Genomic DNA, 17574 nt, shown 5'->3' with positions numbered 1-17574 from the left:
CAAAAATACTGTTGCCCGGCGCCGGGATTACGTGTAATGGAAGCAACATCAGCTGTTTTCTGGCGATTCATGCCATAGTTGAACGGATAAAGTGGCGCATCAAATCGGGGAGGGCATATTGAGCGTGGCCGAGGCCGTCCGGGGCAGCCGGCGGGTGAACAACGCCGGCACGGTGCTGGTGACCGGCGTACTACTGGTCCTGTTTGCCGCCGGCAATTACCTGTTGCCGCTGAGCCAGGCACAGGTCCACTGGTGGGCCAACGCATTCTGGACCCTGGGTTCGCTGCTGACGGGGCTGAAATGCCTCGCGGCGGCGCGCGGCGGCGCCGGCCCCATGCGCCGGGCCTGGCTGTTCTTCGCCCTGGCCTGTCTGTCCTGGTTCGCGGGGATGCTGGTCTGGGATTACCAGGAACTGCTGCTGGGGCGCTATACCCCCTTTCCCTACTGGTCGGACATCGGTTTTCTCGGCTTCGGCGTACTGATGGCCATCGGGCTGCTGTTCTACAATGCAGCCAGTTCGCGGATGCCGGTCGGGCTGCTGGAGTTGAGTCAGCTCGGCATCTTCGTCTCCAGCATCCTCATCATCCACCTGGCGGTGTTCGCTGAACCGATCCGCAGGCTTTCCGATCAGCCCGTTGTTCTGTCAGTCGCGCTGGCCTATCCGGTCATCTACATGGCGCTGTTCGTCTATGCGCTGGCCGTGCTGTGGGGCCGCATGGAAGGCAGGGTGCGTCGCAATATGGGGTACGTCATCGCCGCGATCGCAACGCACGCGACCGTCAATACCCTGTATGCCTACAGCCTGCTCGATGCCGCCTATGCCGCGGGGCATATCCTGGATATATTCTGGCTGCTGGGCTTCGGCCTGCTCTATATTGCGGCAGTGGACTTCGGAAGCAACCGGGAGGGGGCGGTCCCTCCCATGTCGCTGCGCCGACAGGTCACGCGTCAGGATCGGATGGTGCCGGTGCTCGCGCTGGTACTGACCTTCCTTGCCCTGCTGCTGTCCTATCCCGAACTCGATGCCAGGAATTTCCAGCAGCTGCTGATTATGGTGCTGATCCTGCTCGTGTTCGTGGCCCTGCGCGAGTGGGCCAGCAACGCGCTCGTGCTCAGGCATATCCAGGAGGTCGAGACTTCAGAGGCGAACCTGAGGCGCTTTTTCGCCATCTCACCGGCGATGGTGTCGATAACACGTGCCGTGGACGGCGCCTTTTACGATGTCAACGAGGCCTTCTGCGTTGCCTGCGGCTATGCCCGCGAGGAACTGCTCGGAAAAAGCGTGGCTGAACTCGGGCTCTGGCCGGATGCCGATCGGCGCGACAGCATCGTCAATGAGGTCATGGCGAAGGACAGGGTGGAGGGGCTGGATGTAAGGATGCGCACGCGCGCCGGCGAGGACCGCGAACTGCTGGTTTCCATCGTGCGCATCAGCCTGAATGACGATGCCTATCTGCTCTCCACTGCGGTCGATGTGACTGACCGCCGGCGGGCCGAGGCCGAGATGAGCAAGCTCTCCAGCGCGCTGGAGCAGACCGCCGATATGGTCATGATCACCGACCGCAGCGGGGTGGCCGAGTACGTCAATCCGGCCTTCGAGCAGGTCACCGGCTATACCCGCGACACGATCCTCGGCAGCACGCCGCGGCTGCTCAAGTCCGGCAAGCAGGGGGGAAGCTTCTACCAGGCGCTGTGGGGGCAGATACTCGCGGGGGAAGTGTTCAATGATGTCCTGGTCAACAAGCGCAACGACGGTTCCCTGTTCTATGAACAGAAATCCATCGCCCCGCTGCGTGACAACGACGGGCGCATCACTCATTTCATCTCCACCGGCCGTGATATCAGCGAGCGCATGCAGGTCGAGGAGCGGCTGCGCTTCCTTGCTCATCACGACACCCTGACCGAGTTGCCCAATCGTACCCTGCTGCTGGAGCGGCTCGGCCGCAGCCTGGCGGCGGCGCGTGCTGCCGGGCGGCTGCTGTGCGTGCTGTTCCTGGATCTGGACCGTTTCAAATTCGTCAATGACACCCTGGGCCACGAGGCCGGCGATACGCTGCTGCGACAGCTGGGCGGCCGGCTGATGCGGGCCCTGCGGGCCCATGACAGCATCGCCCGCTTCGGTGGTGATGAATTCGTCATCGTGGCCGAGAACATCGACAATGTCGGCGAGGCCAGGCAGCTGGCCGAGCGCCTGCTGGCCGTGTTCAGGCAGCCCTTCATGATCGACGACAACTCCCTCAACGTGGCGGCGAGTGTGGGGATCGGGCTGTTTCCCTACGATGGCGAAGATGCCGGCACCCTGCTCCGCCACGCCGATGCCGCCATGTACCGGGCCAAGGAGAGGGGCGGCAACACCTATGAGTTCTATGCCGAAGAAATCGGCGCGCACGCCGAGAAACGGCTGCTGCTGGAGAACGAGCTCAGGCGGGCGCTGAACCGGGATGAGTTCGTGCTGCACTACCAGCCGCAGGTGGATAGCGCCACCGGCCGCCCCTGCGGCTTCGAGGCCCTGATCCGCTGGCAGCATCCGGAGCGGGGACTGGTGCCTCCGGGGGATTTCATTCCCATCCTGGAGGAGACGGGGATGATCGTCGAGGTCGGGGACTGGGTCCTGCAGACCGCGCTTCGCCAGCTGGCCGACTGGCACCGCCGGGGCTGGGACGGACTGACCATGGCGGTGAACCTGTCCAGCCGGCAGTTCGAGCGCAGCGGCCTGCCGGAGACGCTGGAGCGTGCGCTGAATGAACACGGACTGGACCCGGGCGTGCTGGAACTGGAGATCACGGAAGGGACGCTGATGCAGGACGTGGCCTCCACCACCTTCACCCTGCAGCAGCTCAGCCGCAGCGGCTTCGGCATCGCGCTGGATGATTTCGGCACCGGCTATTCATCGCTCAGCTATCTGAGTAAGTTTCCCTTTACCACCCTGAAGATCGACCGTGCCTTCGTGCGCGACATCCCGGGTGATCCCGATCACACGGCCATCACCCGTGCCATCGTGGCGATGGGGCAGGGCCTGCGATTGCGGCTGGTCGCTGAGGGTGTGGAGACGGAGGAGCAGCGTGCCTTCCTGAACGGGCTGGGCTGCAGCCTGATGCAGGGCTATCTGTACAGCCGGCCGCTGTCAGCGGCTGCGGCAACGGCCTGGCTGGCCGACTCGGTCTGAATTGTGTCGGCACGGAGCCCCGGCGCCGGCATCCGGACAGCCCGTGGCTGTATCTGGCCTGTAACCCGGATAAGACTCGCATGAATCAAACCAGGCATTCCGATTCCCCCGCACCGGCGCTGACCCGGTTCGTTACGGGCTACGCGCGCCTGCTTGCAGGGATACTTGCGCTGGCGCCGTTGCTGGCGGTTGCCTACATACACTACCAGCAGGACCCGGTCAGGGTGTTCGAGCACCACAGCTTCCATGTCGGCGCCATCGGCATTGCCATCCTTCTGGGGGCCTTCATCAGTTATGTGACCTGGCGCTGCTATATGGCCAGCGGCGAGCGACTGCTGCGCTGGCTGGCGCTGGGCCTGCTCGGATTCACGCTGGTGTATGCGCCGCACGGGTTTCTGACCCACTTCGCCGCCGACAACCCCTGGCTGTTTCTGCTCTATGGCCCGGTCTCCAGGCTGATAATGGCGGCCTGCTTCCTGATCGCGTTGCTGCACTACGGGGACGCAGCGGATGCCCCCGAGCGGCGCGCGCGGGGCTGGGGTGCCGCGTTGGCCGGATTTCTCGTCCTCGACGCGCTGGTTGCGCTGGTGGCGGTCTCGCCCTGGCGCGCAGCGCCCGCGCTGCGTCTGACGCTGGAATACCTGGCCATCGCCATGTATGTCGCGGGCGTTGGCTGGATGCTGCTGCGCCGCGTGCGCGGCTCGCTCATGGGGCTGTATGCCATCGCCATGCTCTGGTTTGCGCAGTCATCCTGGGCCTTCACCCTGGGCCTGCCCTGGAATCACCAGTGGTGGCTGGCGCATCTCGTCTTCGCTGCGGGCTTTCTTCTGCTCAGCTACGGCGTGGTCCAGGCCTACCTCACCACCGGCTCCTTTACCCGTATCTACTCCCAGGCCGAGTTGATGGCGCAGATCCTGGCCCAGAAACGGCGCGCGGAGCGGGCCATGGTCGAGTTGCAGCAGGCCAACTCGGATCTGACCCGACTGGCCGCCACGGATGCGCTGACCGGCGCGGCCAATCGCCGTGAATTCATGTCCCGGCTTGAACAGGAGGCGGCCCGTGCCCGCAGAGGGGAGCAGACCCTGTCGCTGCTCATGTTCGATCTGGATCACTTCAAGGTGGTCAATGACGAGCACGGGCATCAGGCCGGTGACGAGGTGCTGAAGGTCGTCGCCGACCTGGCCCGGGAGGTGCTGCGCCCGAGCGACGTGCTGGGCCGGCTGGGAGGCGAGGAATTCGCCGTGCTGCTGCCCGCCGCGGAACTGGATCTGGCCTGCCAGGTCGCGGAGCGGCTGCGTCAACGGCTGGAGCGTGAGGTCATCCGGGTCGGGGATGCGCAGGTGCGCATCACCCTGAGTGTCGGCGTGGATCAGTTATGCCCGGACGCAGACAGCGTCCGGGATCTGATTCAGCGTACCGATACCCGGCTGTACCGGGCCAAGGAGGCCGGACGCAACCGCGTTGAACCGGAGCCGGGCGGGGGACGGGGCGACTAGCGCTGTTCCGGCGGCAGGGCCATCTTGCCCAGCCGGGACATGGCTTCACGGCGTTCCCGGGCCAGCCGGCGGGTCTGGCCCACGCCGGGCTTGAGTTCCTGCGCCGCGGCGATGGCCTCGTAGAAGCTGGCCGCCTTGCGCGCCTGCTCGGGTGCCGAGGCGAACTGCGGACGGTGGGGTTCGAGGATTTCATCCTTCATGGGCATGCCCTCCAGGAGCAAAGCGGGTATGCGGGAAGGGTAACGGGCGTGGCGGCCGCGGGTAAGCGATAATTTCCGATATCAGCTATCGGTCTCGCCCGCGGTGTCGCCCGGATGGATCCAGTACACCAGGCGTGCCTGCGGCCGCAGCTTCTCCGCGCAGAGCCGGATGGCGTGTTCCGGGTTGGCGGCGTGGCAGTCCAGGATCCGGTCCATGACCCGGTCGGCGCCCTGGCGGGTGTACTGCGTGCGTCCCCAGGTGCGCCACAGCGAACGGGGCAGGGTGTCGGGGGCGCGGTGCTCGATGCGCACGATCCAGTCGCCCTGCAGGTGGTCGCGCAGGAGGGTGCTGACCTCCTCGAGGTGCGGCAGGTGAATGGCGGGACTGATGGTTGGCGCTGGCTGCATGGGTCAATCCTCGTGTTTGGTGCGGCTCGAAGAATAATCACACTTTATGTCTGAGTATTTCACTAAGGTATTGACCCGGATTATGCCGCCAGCCGCCGGAGAGACCCATCGAAGCTTTCGATGCGCCGGATCGGAAAGCAAACAAATGCTGAAGACCGGGGGAGAGTGGATAAACACTATTAATGGTTATGCAGGAATGGCATAGAGCATGATCTATCACTGGCTGGCGGATCTGGTCCTGTTCGCGCACCTGCTCTTCATCCTGTTCGTGCTGCTGGGCGGGGGGCTGGCGCTGCGCTGGCCCGGTATCGTCTGGCTGCATCTGCCCGCCGCGGTCTGGGGGGCGCTGGTCGAGATCTTCGCCTGGCCCTGCCCGCTGACCCCGCTGGAGAATGCGCTGCGCGCCCGGGCGGGTGAGACGGGCTATGCCGGCGGTTTCATCGAGCATTACCTGCAGCCCCTCATCTATCCCGGCTGGCTGACGGCGGATATCGGCCTGGTGCTCGGCGCTGGAGTGATCGTGGTCAACCTGTTCATCTACGCAGTGGTGATCGCAGCGTCGCGTCGCCGGGCCTAGACCGGTCGCGCCCGGCACTGCAGCCGCTTTCTGTTCGGCTGCGGTCAATCACCCCGCCGAATGTGGTTGACCCCCGACCGCGTCATGTTATGTTCGTTCTTACCCAATCGTTTTCGAGGAGACGCACGACATGTTTGATGCCATCAAGATCCCGGGCGGTCATGTGATGCTGTACAACGTGGTCAAGCTCAAGCCCGAATATACCGTGGAGGACGTCGAACTGGCGCTCGGGGAGATGTGCGAGGTGGTCAAGGAGACCTATCCCGAGTTCTATGGCGGCATCGTCTACCAGTCCGCCGGCTTCGTCTCCGAGGAAGGCAGCGTGGATCCGGAGTCGCAGCCCGACCAGGAAGCGCACATCGCGATCCTGACCTTCTGGGAATCGTTCGAGGCCCATGAGCGTTCGCACGCCGATGCAGCCTTCAAGGAGAAGTTCACCGGCCTGCTGGAATACTGCAGCGATGCCTACGAGATCGGCTACAACCTGCTCTGGCAGGGACAGAAATAAAAATCCGCCGGGAGACGTGCCGGGTGCTCAGTCCGGCGCGTTCTCCAGTTGTTGCACCGTGACTTCCATGTCACTGAACCTGGCCGGCGGGCCGAACTGGGTGTAGATGGCCACGTCGGCGGCATCGCGGCCATAGGCCACGGCCAGGCGCGCGCCATCATGCAGGCTGCTGCAGCTGGGGTCGAAGGTATGCCAGCGGTTACCGATATAGGCCTCGAACCAGCTGTGCATATCCATGGGGTCGAGCTCATGCAGATAGCCGACCACCATGCGTGCCGGAATACTCAGTGCCCGGCACAGGGCGATGCCCAGGTGTGACAGGTCACGGCACACTCCCTGCCCCTGCAGATTCACCTCCACTGCAGAGATCGGAAACGCGCTCGTGCCGGGTGCGTAGCGGATACTGCTGCGGATCCAGTCGCTGATGCCGGCCACCTGAGGATAGCCGAGCGGCAGGCCCGCCACGATTTCCCGCGCCATGTTGCCGAAGCGGTCGGATTCGCAGTAGCGGCTCGGCAGCAGATACATCATGGCCGTATCCGGCAGGTCCGGGATGTCGACGAAGCCGCCGACCGGCGCCTGGTCTGGACTGACATTCAGGATCGCGACAGCCGAGGTGCGGACCTGAAATTCTCCCGCCGGTGCGATCAGGCGCTGGCACAGGTTGCCGAAGATGTCCGTATATTCCTGCACCGGCACATTGGGTATCAGACTGTAACTCTCCCGCGCAATCCACTGCCGCGCGCTGCTGCGCGCCCGGAGCATGAGTATCAGGGGGGTGGGAACCTCGAGCCTGAACTCGAGATTGCATGTGGTGCGTATCCACATTTAACCGGTGCTGTCCTTTCTCCGAGGTTCGTTTGTCGCCTACTCGGCCGACATGTAAGCCTTGGCCTCCTCGCCGGGATCGGGCAGGCCGGCGATACGCCATGCGTTCAGGCAGTTGTGGAACAGGTCGTGGCAGCACCACTCATCCAGTTCCAGATCGTGGCAGATCAGTCCCGCCGGCGGCGGTACCCGGTATTTTCCGTAGTAGTTGCGCAGGGAATCGATGAAGGCCCAGTGCAGGTCGGTCAGGTGTGGAATGGCCTCCTGACGCGCGAGCTCGCTGGCCAACTCGGGGGACCAGTCCTCGGGATGGCGCAACAGGCCGTATTCATCGAAGCGGGTTTCTTGCAGGCTCTGTTCCATGGCGTGGCCCTCCTCCGGAGTTTGCCTGTATCCCGGAGTATAGCCAGTGCGCGTGCCGTGTCAGTGGCCCATTCGCTGCAATGCGCGAATACATGCAGACAACAGGGTTTTAAGTTGGCTTCGACAGGCAGCCTGCCTCGGGCAATGGCCCCGCCGGCCGCGCCCGGCGGGGCGGGTGGGCAGAGCCCTCAGCTGCCCTGGCGGGGACGGTTGCCGCAGTGTTCCAGGGGTGATCCCACGATGGCGTCCACCTCGTCCTGGGGCAGGAACTGGGCCGCGTACTGCACGCCCAGTCGTTCGATGGCGTCCACGAAGGCGCGCAGGTGATTGCGCGAGCCGCACAACAGGCTGGCATAGGCCTGCTCGATATCGGCGTGGTCCGTGCGCTCGATGGCCGCCTGTATGTCCTGCATGTCGACTTCCTCGATAAGACCGCCCACATGCAGGGCCTCGAGTTCCGAAGCCATGCCGCGCGTGACCAGTTGATCGTACAGGCCCTGCAGGTCGGTATTGGTGAAATAGCCGACGGCGTCGAGCGCCGGATCCACCAGGCCGTACTTGTCCAGCAGCATCTGGATGGTCTCGGTATGGGTCTGCTCGGATTCGGCGATGTTGACGAACACGCGCTGGTTCCAGTACTGGTCCATGGTCAGGTAGACGTCGCGGGCGAGTTTCTCCTCCTCGCGCATGTAGGTCAGGTCTTCGGCTTCGGCTACGCTCAGGCCGGTGAGGGGTTCATCGGAAAATGCCGGCTGTGCGGCGGCCAGCGACAGGGCAACAACAAATCCTGCGGTGATGCGGGAACTTTTCATACTTCAGTCCTCTGTTTTACTCGGCCCTCAGGGGCCTCTCGTGACAAGGGGTGAATGAATACTAACCTCATGTAGGCGGAGCATAAACCGAGCGGGAGGGTGTGTAATGCGGTCTGCGCGACTGACAGATCCTGTCATCGGCGGGCGGGTGTGTCAGGTATTCAGCGGCTTAGCATCGGCCTGCGATGCCGTGGCGATCGGTGAGCGGGATGCCGTTTCTGTGACCGGGCGCACGTTTGCGGGCGTGTGTGACCGGCAGGGCTGGTATCCTTGGATCATGCCTTCGCACCTGTTGCTGCTCGCTGTGCTGTTGATCCCGCCCCTGTCGCTGGCCGGGCCGCTGTTCGATGCGCATCTGCACTACGATGCGGAACATCTCGGTGCGATGCCGCCGGAAGCGGCGCTTGCGCGCCTGGACGGCAGCGATGTCCGCCACGCCCTGGTGACCGGGATGCCGCCGCGTACCGTCCTGGAACTGCATCGGCTCGCGCCGCAGCGCATCATCCCCCTGCTCGGGGTATACCGCAGGCCCGGGGACAAACGCGACTGGCATGCCGATGCCGGTCTGCCCGAGTGGGTCGAGCGGACGCTCGAGACCGGTCCCTGGCGCGGTATCGGTGAATTGCACATACTGGCGCCCCACCGGCACAGTCCGGTGCTGCGGCGGCTGGCGGAACTGGCGGTCGCGCACGATCTTCCGCTGCTGCTGCACGCCGACCCGGCCGTGGTCGACACCCTCTATGAGACCGTTCCCGGCCTAACCCTGATCTGGGCCCATGCCGGAACCTATCCGTATCCGCGGCTGATTGCCGACTACCTCGCACGTTATCCGCGGCTGCATGTGGACCTGTCGGTGCGCGACGCGCGCATTGCGCCCGGCGGCGAACTGGATGATGCCTGGTACCGGCTGCTGGTCGAGCATTCCGAGCGCTTCCTGGTGGGGGTGGATACCTTCAGCCTTGCCCGCTGGCAGGCGTATGACCGGGTGGTCGCCGGCATCCGACACTGGCTGGCGCAGCTGCCGCCGGAGACGGCCGAACGCCTGGCCCGGGGCAATGCCGAACGGCTGTTGGGGGTGAGGGGCGAGGAGTGAGGCGGTGTCCTGTGCGGGGCTCCGTGCTATCCTGCGTCCGGCCCGGGCAGCCGCCCGCCCGGCTATCCCAGTCAGGACTGTTTCGGTTGCAGATTTATGGTTGAAGTCATCCTCCGTGACCTGGATCCGGCCTCGCTGCGTGCGCGGGCCGGCCGCTGGATCGAGTCGCCGCGTGTGCAGCACGCGATCGTCTTCCTGATCGTGATCAATGCCATCATCCTGGGCCTGGAGACCTCGCCGGCGGTGATGGAGCGCGTCGGTCCGGCGCTGAGACTGGCCGACAGCCTGATCCTGGGCGTGTTCGTGGTCGAGATCGCGATCAAGCTGTTTGCCTACCGGCTGCGTTTCTTCACCATCGCCTGGAATGTGTTCGACTTCATCGTGGTGGGCATTGCGCTGATTCCCGCCAGCGGGCCGCTGGCCGTCCTGCGCGCCCTGCGCGTGCTGCGTGTGCTGCGCCTGATCTCGATGGTGCCCAAGCTGCGCTTCATCGTGGAGGCGCTGCTGCATGCGGTGCCGGGCATCGCCTCCATCGCCGGGCTGATGCTGCTGCTGTTCTATGTGTTCGCGGTGATGGCCACCGGCCTGTTCGGGCAGCAGTTCCCGGACTGGTTCGGCTCCATCGGCGCTTCCATGTACACCCTGTTCCAGATCATGACCCTGGAGAGCTGGTCCATGGGGATCGTGCGGCCGGTGATGGAGCTCTATCCGCATGCCTGGCTGTTCTTCGTGCCCTTCATCCTGATCGCCACCTTCACCATGCTGAACCTGTTCATCGGCATCATCGTCGATACCATGCAGACCATGCACGAGGCCGAGCACAGCCGCGACCGCAGCCTGATCGAACAGCGTATCGAGGCCGAGGGCGGGGCCATCGAGGACGAGATCCGCGGCCTGCGGGCGGAGATCCGGGAACTGAAGGCGGCCCTCGACCGCGGCCGGCCCTGACCGGCCCGCGTCGTGTCATTGCGATGCCCGGACCCGAAGGGTAGGGTGGCCATGATTAACCCCCGGAGGATGAGGCTGACAATGACACGGTATCTGTCCGCATTCTGCTTGTTGCTGCCGGCGACACTGATGGGCGCCCAGGTCGAGCGCGAGTACAACCCCGATTCCGGCATCGAAACCGTGCAGGTGGAGCATCCGGGCATGTCGCTGCAGCTGCTGCCGCTGAACCGGGATTACGTGGCGGCGGTCTTCTCCGCCCGCGGACTGCCGCCGGACATCGTCGCCAGCACCCGGCAGTACTGCACCTTCGGCACCATCCTGCGCAATATCGGTGACGAGGTGCTGGAGTACGATCTCACCCGCTGGCGCTATGTGACACCCGACGGCCGGACCCACCGGGTCAAGACCAAGACCGAGTGGCTGGAGGAATGGCGCGGCCGCAATCTCGCCTTCCGCTGGGTGCTGCTGCATGAGGCGCAGACCTATCAGCCCGGCGACTGGGGGCAGGGTTTCACCACCGTGGAGTTGCCGCCCGGCACCCGCTTCGATCTTCATTATGTCTGGACCCAGGGAGGTGAACTGCATGAAGCCAAGCTCGAAGACGTCAGATGCGCCCCGGAAGGGGTGCCGCAATCCGCTCCCTGAGATGCTGGCGCGCCTGCTGCTGAGCATCGCCTTGCTGGCCTTTGCGCCGGCGGCGCCGGCCGATCTGGGGCATGACCTGACCCGATTGCCGGAACCGGTCCCGGCGCCGGATTTCGCGCTGGAGGATATGGACGGCGAGATTCACCGGCTGTCGGACCTGCGCGGCCGGGTGGTGATGGTCAACTTCTGGGCCACCTGGTGTCCGCCCTGCCGCGAGGAGATGCCCTCGATGGAGGCGGTCTACCAGGGGCTGAAGGACGAAGGCTTCCAGGTGCTGGCGGTGAACCAGTGGGAGTCGCCCGATCAGGTCTTCCCCTACATGGGCCAACTCGACGTCTATCCCAGCTTCCCCGTCCTGTTCGACCGTGACAGCAGCGTGGCCGAGGCCTACGGGGTGAAGGGACTGCCCACCACCGTGCTGATCGATCCGCAGGGGCGGGTGGTCTATCGCGCCGTCGGCGGCCGCAATTTCAATCACGCCGAGGTGCGGGCGCTGATCCGGGGGTTGATGGAGCATGAGGAGTGAGGCGGGATGAAGGCGGTCCTGCTGATTCTCGCCGCGCTGATCCTGCTCGCCATGATCACCCTGGCGGTGCTTGCCCTGCACAGCCGCTCGCAGGCGCCGCCCGGGCGCGTTGACGGCCGGCTGCCGCCCTGTCCCGACAGTCCCAACTGCGTCTGCAGTGAATATCCCGCCGACAGCGCGCATTATGTCGAACCGCTGAGGCTGCCGGGGGATCTGTCGCCGGCCTCGGTGCTGGACCGGCTCGGAGAGCAGGTGCGGTCACTGGGCGGTACGGTAACGACCGTGCAGCCGGACTATCTGGTCGCCGGCTTCCGCTCTCGTGTGTTCGGTTTCGTGGATGACCTGCAGCTGCGGCCGGATGCGCAGGCGGGCGTGGTGCATGTGCGTTCCGCCTCGCGCGTCGGGCACAGTGATCTCGGCGTCAACCGTCAGCGGGTGGAGGCATTGCGCCAGCGCTGGCGGCAGGCAGGCGGGGTCGGCCGAACTGTTGCAGAAAAATAACTCCGTTTGCCATGGGCTTGCCGCTGCCGTCGTTTGACTTTCATGGTCACAGCGTCTAGGTTTTTGACTGGGGAAGAAAATTCACGATGGCTGTGCCCCCAGCCTGATCCTGCTAACCGGTAATCGAACAGCACAGGGTGGCTGTCCGGCCCTGCCTGTGCATGGATCAGCGGCGCGGCCCGCCCGGAGTCATTCTGATGCCAGTCAACGGGAACGGCGAGGGAAAAGACAAACTCGTCGTCGAGAACCTCTACAAGATCTTCGGCCCTGATCCCGACGAGGCCATGCGCCTGCTGGAACAGGGGCTGTCCAAGGACGAGATCTTCGAACGCACCCGCACCACCGTCGGCGTCCAGAACGCCAACTTCGCCATCCGCGACGGCGAGGTGTTCGTCGTCATGGGCCTGTCCGGGTCGGGCAAGTCCACCCTGGTGCGGATGCTCAATCGTCTGATCGAACCCACCCACGGCCGCATTCTGCTCGATGGCCGGGATGTGACCGCCATGGGCAGAAAGGAACTCATCCGCATGCGCCGCGAGCACATGAGCATGGTGTTCCAGTCCTTTGCCCTGCTGCCGCACAAGACGGTTGCCGAGAACGCCGCCTTCGGGCTCGACGTGGCCGATGTGTCGAAGGAAGAGCAGCGCGAGCGTGCCATGAAGGCGCTGGAGACGGTCGGCCTGGGCCAGTACGGCGACAGCTATCCGGACGAACTCTCCGGCGGCATGAAGCAGCGCGTGGGGCTTGCCCGCGCCCTGGCCACCGATGCCTCGATCCTGCTCATGGACGAGGCCTTCTCCGCCCTGGATCCGCTGATCCGCACCGAGATGCAGGATGAACTGGTGCGGCTGCAGCAGCGCGAGGCGCATACCATTGTGTTCATCTCCCATGATCTGGACGAGGCCATCCGCATCGGTGACCGCATCGCCATCATGGAAGGCGGCGCCATCGTGCAGATCGGCACCCCGGAGGAGATCGTCACCAGTCCCGCCAATGAGTATGTAAGATCCTTCTTCTACGGCGTGGACGTGAGCAAGGTGTTCACCGCCTCCGAGATCGCCGAGCAGGACGGTCTGATGGTGTTCGAGCGGCCCGGCACCAATGTGCGCGCCGCCCTGGCGCAGCTGCGCGACCGCAGGCGCAACACCGCCGTGGTGGTCGATGCCAGCGGCAAATACCGCGGCATGGTCAGCCAGCACAGCCTGGCCAGGGCCCTGGACAGTCCCGGCGAGACCCGCTGGGAGGAAGCCTTTCTCAAGGGCATCGAGGCCGCGCCCGAGGACATGGAACTCAGCGACGTGCTCAGCCTGGTGGCCGCGAGCGAACACCCGGTGCCGGTGGTGGCGAAGGGCGGGCGCTATCTGGGCACCGTCAGCAAGACGGTACTGCTGCAGACACTGGACAAGGCGGGCTAGCAGGACACCAAAGGTATGGCTGACGGCAATTTCATCACCAATATCGATATCCCCATCGGCGAGTGGGTCAGCGGCGCGGTCGACTGGATCCAGGTCAATTTCACCGGTGTGCTGGACGGCATCTCCGAGGCCATCGAGTTCGTCATCGACAACTTCGAGGAGGGGCTGCTTGCCATCCCGCCGCTGCTGCTGGCGCTGCTGATCGTGGCCCTGGCCGCTTGGCGCGTGAGTTGGAAGTTCGGCATCTTCGCGCTGGTATCCATGCTGCTGCTCTTCGGCATGGATATCTGGGAGGAGACGGTTTCGACCCTGGCGCTGGTCATCGGCTCCAGCGCGCTGGCGCTGCTGATCGGTATTCCCATCGGCATCTCCATGGCGCGCAGTGACCTGGTCGAGGCCATTGTGCGCCCGGTGCTGGACTTCATGCAGACCATGCCGCCCTTCGTCTATCTCATCCCCGCCGCCATCTTCTTCGGCCTGGGTAAGGTGCCCGGCGCGATCGCCACCCTGGTGTTCGCCATGCCGCCGGCGGTGCGCCTGACCAATCTCGGCATCCGCCAGGTCAGCCCCGAGCACATCGAGGCGGGCCTGGCCTTCGGCTGCACCGCGCGCCAGCTGCTGTTCAAGGTGCAGCTGCCGCTGGCCATGCCCTCGATCATGGCCGGGGTGAACCAGACCATCATGCTGGCCCTGTCCATGGTGGTGATCGCCTCCATGATCGGCGCCGGCGGACTGGGCAACACGGTGCTGACCGGCATTCAGCGCCTGAACGTGGGCCTGGGATTCGAGGGCGGCCTCGGTGTGGTGCTGCTGGCCATTCTGCTGGATCGCATCACCCAGAGCTTCGGAGCCAGACGCAAAGCTGCATAAACCAAAGCAAACAAGGAGGACGTCATGCGATTCCTGAAATCACTGCAATATCTGCTGGCCGTCATGCTGATGCTGGGCCTGGCCGGCACGGCCCAGGCCGAAAAGGAGATCCGCATCGGCTGGACCGCCTGGTCGGATGCCGAGTTCGTCACCAAGCTTGCCGCGCGCATCCTGGAAGACGAGATGGGCTATGAGGTGGAACTGATCCAGACCGACATCGCCCCCCAGTACCAGGGCCTGGCCACCGGCAGCATCGACATCATGCTGATGTCCTGGCAGCCCGGCACCCACGCCGACTACATCGAAAAGCTGGGCAGCAAGATGGTGAATCTGGGGCTGCTCTATACCCATGCCCGGCTGGGTTGGGTGGTGCCGAGCTATATCCCGGAGGACCAGGTCAGCTCGATCGCCGATCTCAAGGATCCCGGTGTGATGGACAAGCTGGATGACACCATCACCGGCATCGACCCCGGCGCCGGCCTGACCCGCCTGTCCAAGCAGGCCATCGAGGACTACGGCCTGGACTACGAACTGCAGATCTCCAGCGGTGCCGGCATGACCGCCGCGCTCGACCGCGCCATCCGCCGCAACGAATGGATCGTGGTCACCGGCTGGAGTCCGCACTGGATGTTCGGCAAGTACGACCTGCGCTACCTGGACGACCCCAAGGGGACGCTGGGCAGCTACGAGCGGGTGCATGCCGTGGCACGCAAGGGCTTCTATCAGGACGACATCGAGGCGGCCGGCTTCTTCTCCCGCATGCAGCTGCCCATCGACGATCTGCAGGCCGCCATGTACGACGCCCAGGAAAGCTCCTACGAGGAGGCCGTGACCCGCTACATCGAGAACCACCCGGAACGTATCCGGTACTGGATCACGGGCGAGCTCTGAGCGCCGCCGTCCCGGGAGCGGGATGCCGGGACGGATACCATTCCGCCGGTGGCGAGGGGCCGCCGGGGACCGCAGGGAGGAAAGGGCAATGACAGGAAACGCTGTGGGCAAGGCACCGCTTGCCGGTGTGCTGGTGGTTGTACTGGGATTGCTCTCCGCGGCCGTGAGTGCGGACGAGACCGAGGTGCTGGAGCAGCGGGTGCAGGAGCTGCAGCGCGAACTGGAACAGGCCGAGCGGGCGCTGGCCGAGGCGAAGGCCGCCCGGAACGAGGCCGAGGCCCGGGCCGAGCGGGCGGAGGCCGAGATGTCCGAAATCACCCCGGCACCGGCCAAGATCAAGGTCGGCGACCTCACCATCGGCGGCGCCATCCGGGCCAACTATGCCGTGGGCGATTATCCCGAGGGCAACGGCGCCACCCGGGCCACCGAGGACAAGGGGGATTTCGCCCTCGACACCTTCCGCATCAACCTCGACTACCTCAGCGGCCCCTGGCAGGCCAAGGCGGAATACCGCTGGTATCCCGGCTACAACATGCTGCACACCGGCTGGGTGGGCTACAACTTCGAGGACAGCAGCCAGGTCCAGGTGGGCGTCAACCGGGTGCCCTTCGGTCCCGGGCCCTACGGCATTTCCCAGAGCTGGTTCTTCGACCAGCACTACTATGTCGGCCTGTCGGACGACATGGACCTGGGCGTGAAGTACTCCCGGCCCATGGGCGACTGGAAGTGGGACCTTGCCTATTACTATTCGGACGAGGGCGATTACCGGGGCGCCTCGCACAAGAGCGCGCGCTACTCCTACGACGTGGTCAACGAAAGCGGCAACGGCTACAAGGAGCGCAACCAGTTCAACCTGCGCGGCATCTACAGCGTGCCGGACGTGGCCATCGCCACCGATCTCGGTTTCTCGCTGCAGTTCGGCGAACTGGAAAGCGCCGGGCCGCAGGACGACGGCGACCGCATGGCCGCCTCGGTGCACATGGTCAACAAGTGGGACAACTTCACCCTGGCCAGTCAGCTGACCTGGTACGAGTTCGACGTCGACAGCGCCCAGCCGCTGGGCACCGACGATCGGGTCCAGTTCGGCGCCTACGACTTCCCCAGCACAGCGGCGGCCAAGGCCTGGATCCCGGGCATCTCGCTCAGCTACTACCAGGCCACGCCCGGCATCGACTGGCTGGATTATGTCATCCCCTATGCCGAGTACAGCGTCATCGTCAAGGACCAGAGCGGCTTCAACGACAGCGAACTGTTCATCCTCGGCGCGGCCTGGGGCCGGGGCGGCTGGTATGTCTACACCGATCTGGCCATGTCCAACGGCAACGAGTTCATCGGCGGCGACGCCGCCTTCGGCGACCGCCTCGGGGCCAATGCCGATGACCAGTGGCAGACCCGCTTCAATATCAATTTCGGCTACTATTTCTGATTTCCCGCCTTAGTACCCCTCTCCCGCGAGCGGGAGAGGGGCAGGGGTGAGGGCGGGGTCTCGACCCGCAAGCCCGTTTCCGGTGACTGTCGTGACCGGTCCCGATGCCCGTAATGCCGCCCTTATCCCGGTCTATACTGCCTGTAGCGCTGATTTCATAGACGAATATCTATGGATTCCGAATGACTTATGTATTTCCGCTGCCCTGTCGGCTACCGGTAGAATCCACTGGCCTGTCCCCAGCGGGCAATCGTTCAGGCCGCCTGGCAGTTTGATGATCAAGCTCAGAACCTATGTCTATATCGACTCGCTGCAGCCGCAGCTGGCCGAGTACATCGCCACGGCCTCCCAGGGTTTTCTGCCGGTGCCCGGGGAGGCCCTGCTGTGGGTGGAGGTTTCGCCGGGCATGGCCGTGCATCGGCTCACCGACATGGCGCTCAAGGCCACCCAGGTGCGCCTGGCCCAGCAGGTGGTCGAACGCCAGTACGGCTCCATGGTGATTCACCACCGCGACCAGAGCGACGTGATCGAGAGCGGCCGGGTGATTCTGAATCATCTGGGCGCGCGCCAGCAGGACCGTACCCGCTGCGAGGTGGCCTGGCAGGAGATCATCCGCGGCATGACGCCGGACCATACGGTGCTGATCAACCGCCAGGACCGGCGCGGCTCCATGATCCTGCCCGACCAGAGCATGTTCATTCTGGAGACCGAGCCGGCGGGGTATATCGTCTATGCGGCCAATCAGGCCGAGAAGGCGGCGAACATCACCCTGATCGATGTGCGCGCCGTGGGCGCCTTCGGCCGCCTGATCCTGTCGGGGCGCGAGGCCGACGTGGACGAGGCCGCGGCGGCCGCACTGGCCGCGGTCGAGAATCCATCCTGGACCTGATCTGGGAGGCGC

At 64.8% G+C, this 17574-nt stretch carries 19 protein-coding genes; 14 read left to right on the top strand and 5 right to left on the bottom strand.

What is annotated here, in order from left to right:
- Positions 1-91: 91 nt before the first annotated feature.
- Entirely contained in the window at positions 92-3166 is a 3075-nt protein-coding gene (locus tag COW1_RS10180) for a bifunctional diguanylate cyclase/phosphodiesterase (RefSeq protein ID WP_201344092.1), read from the top strand.
- 80 nt (positions 3167-3246) lie between these two features.
- Complete coding sequence (locus tag COW1_RS10175; RefSeq protein WP_096364748.1) at positions 3247-4662, top strand: sensor domain-containing diguanylate cyclase; 1416 nt, start codon at positions 3247-3249, stop codon at positions 4660-4662.
- Here COW1_RS10175 and COW1_RS10170 read toward each other — a convergent pair.
- Together COW1_RS10170 and COW1_RS10165 are read right to left on the bottom strand one after the other, a co-directional pair.
- Positions 4659-4862: a hypothetical protein gene (locus COW1_RS10170; protein WP_096364750.1), complete on the bottom strand. Its 204-nt coding sequence runs from the start codon at positions 4860-4862 to the stop codon at positions 4659-4661. The two genes, COW1_RS10175 and COW1_RS10170, sit on opposite strands and share 4 nt — an antisense overlap.
- An 81-nt stretch (positions 4863-4943) precedes the next feature.
- Positions 4944-5270, bottom strand: a complete 327-nt coding sequence (locus COW1_RS10165) for a ribulose bisphosphate carboxylase small subunit (protein ID WP_096364752.1) — start codon at positions 5268-5270, stop codon at positions 4944-4946.
- Between the two features lie 208 nt (positions 5271-5478).
- Between COW1_RS10165 and COW1_RS10160 the strand changes: the two genes are divergently transcribed.
- Entirely contained in the window at positions 5479-5847 is a 369-nt protein-coding gene (locus tag COW1_RS10160) for a DUF2784 domain-containing protein (RefSeq protein ID WP_096364754.1), read from the top strand.
- 130 nt (positions 5848-5977) lie between these two features.
- A complete protein-coding gene (locus COW1_RS10155; protein ID WP_096364756.1) occupies positions 5978-6355 on the top strand; it encodes a hypothetical protein in 378 nt (125 codons plus the stop codon).
- Positions 6356-6382: 27 nt separating this feature from the next.
- Here COW1_RS10155 and COW1_RS10150 read toward each other — a convergent pair whose 3' ends face one another.
- The 3 genes from COW1_RS10150 to COW1_RS10140 all read right to left on the bottom strand — a co-directional run bounded on the left by COW1_RS10150 (position 6383) and on the right by COW1_RS10140 (position 8358).
- A complete protein-coding gene (locus COW1_RS10150; RefSeq protein ID WP_096364758.1) occupies positions 6383-7183 on the bottom strand; it encodes a transglutaminase family protein in 801 nt (266 codons plus the stop codon).
- A 39-nt stretch (positions 7184-7222) separates the two neighbouring features.
- Positions 7223-7546 carry a TusE/DsrC/DsvC family sulfur relay protein gene (locus tag COW1_RS10145; protein WP_096364760.1) on the bottom strand — a complete coding sequence of 108 codons (324 nt, stop codon included), beginning with the start codon at positions 7544-7546 and terminating at the stop codon, positions 7223-7225.
- Between the two features lie 188 nt (positions 7547-7734).
- Positions 7735-8358, bottom strand: a complete 624-nt coding sequence (locus COW1_RS10140; RefSeq protein ID WP_096364762.1) for a DUF2202 domain-containing protein — start codon at positions 8356-8358, stop codon at positions 7735-7737.
- A 277-nt stretch (positions 8359-8635) separates the two neighbouring features.
- On the opposite strand from COW1_RS10140, the gene COW1_RS10135 reads away from it, so the two are divergent.
- The 10 genes from COW1_RS10135 (at position 8636) to COW1_RS10090 (ending at position 17562) form a co-directional block, all read left to right on the top strand.
- A complete protein-coding gene (locus tag COW1_RS10135; RefSeq protein ID WP_157745304.1) occupies positions 8636-9451 on the top strand; it encodes an amidohydrolase family protein in 816 nt (271 codons plus the stop codon).
- Between the two features lie 96 nt (positions 9452-9547).
- A complete protein-coding gene (locus tag COW1_RS10130; RefSeq protein WP_096364766.1) occupies positions 9548-10399 on the top strand; it encodes an ion transporter in 852 nt (283 codons plus the stop codon).
- Between the two features lie 81 nt (positions 10400-10480).
- On the top strand, positions 10481-11044 hold the full coding sequence (locus tag COW1_RS10125) for a hypothetical protein (RefSeq protein ID WP_096364768.1): 564 nt from the start codon (positions 10481-10483) through the stop codon (positions 11042-11044).
- Position 11045: 1 nt separating this feature from the next.
- On the top strand, positions 11046-11570 hold the full coding sequence (locus COW1_RS10120; protein WP_096364770.1) for a TlpA disulfide reductase family protein: 525 nt from the start codon (positions 11046-11048) through the stop codon (positions 11568-11570).
- Between the two features lie 6 nt (positions 11571-11576).
- Positions 11577-12071: a DUF1499 domain-containing protein gene (locus COW1_RS10115; RefSeq protein ID WP_197702987.1), complete on the top strand. Its 495-nt coding sequence runs from the start codon at positions 11577-11579 to the stop codon at positions 12069-12071.
- 197 nt (positions 12072-12268) lie between these two features.
- Entirely contained in the window at positions 12269-13486 is a 1218-nt protein-coding gene (proV, locus tag COW1_RS10110) for a glycine betaine/L-proline ABC transporter ATP-binding protein ProV (protein WP_096367467.1), read from the top strand.
- A 15-nt stretch (positions 13487-13501) separates the two neighbouring features.
- Positions 13502-14356 (top strand): proline/glycine betaine ABC transporter permease, encoded by an 855-nt coding sequence (locus COW1_RS10105; RefSeq protein WP_096364772.1) that lies wholly within the window; start codon positions 13502-13504, stop codon positions 14354-14356.
- Between the two features lie 24 nt (positions 14357-14380).
- Positions 14381-15247, top strand: a complete 867-nt coding sequence (locus COW1_RS10100; protein ID WP_201344091.1) for a glycine betaine ABC transporter substrate-binding protein — start codon at positions 14381-14383, stop codon at positions 15245-15247.
- A gap of 304 nt (positions 15248-15551) precedes the next feature.
- On the top strand, positions 15552-16673 hold the full coding sequence (locus COW1_RS10095) for a hypothetical protein (RefSeq protein ID WP_231971585.1): 1122 nt from the start codon (positions 15552-15554) through the stop codon (positions 16671-16673).
- 274 nt (positions 16674-16947) lie between these two features.
- Positions 16948-17562, top strand: a complete 615-nt coding sequence (locus COW1_RS10090) for a BMC domain-containing protein (RefSeq protein WP_096364775.1) — start codon at positions 16948-16950, stop codon at positions 17560-17562.
- Positions 17563-17574: the final 12 nt, after the last annotated feature.

Source organism: Thiohalobacter sp. COW1, from assembly GCF_016629505.1.
Lineage (GTDB): Bacteria > Pseudomonadota > Gammaproteobacteria > Thiohalobacterales > Thiohalobacteraceae > Thiohalobacter > Thiohalobacter thiocyanaticus_A.
Note: the sequence above shows the minus strand (reverse complement) of the source record. Positions and strands in the feature narration are given on the sequence as shown.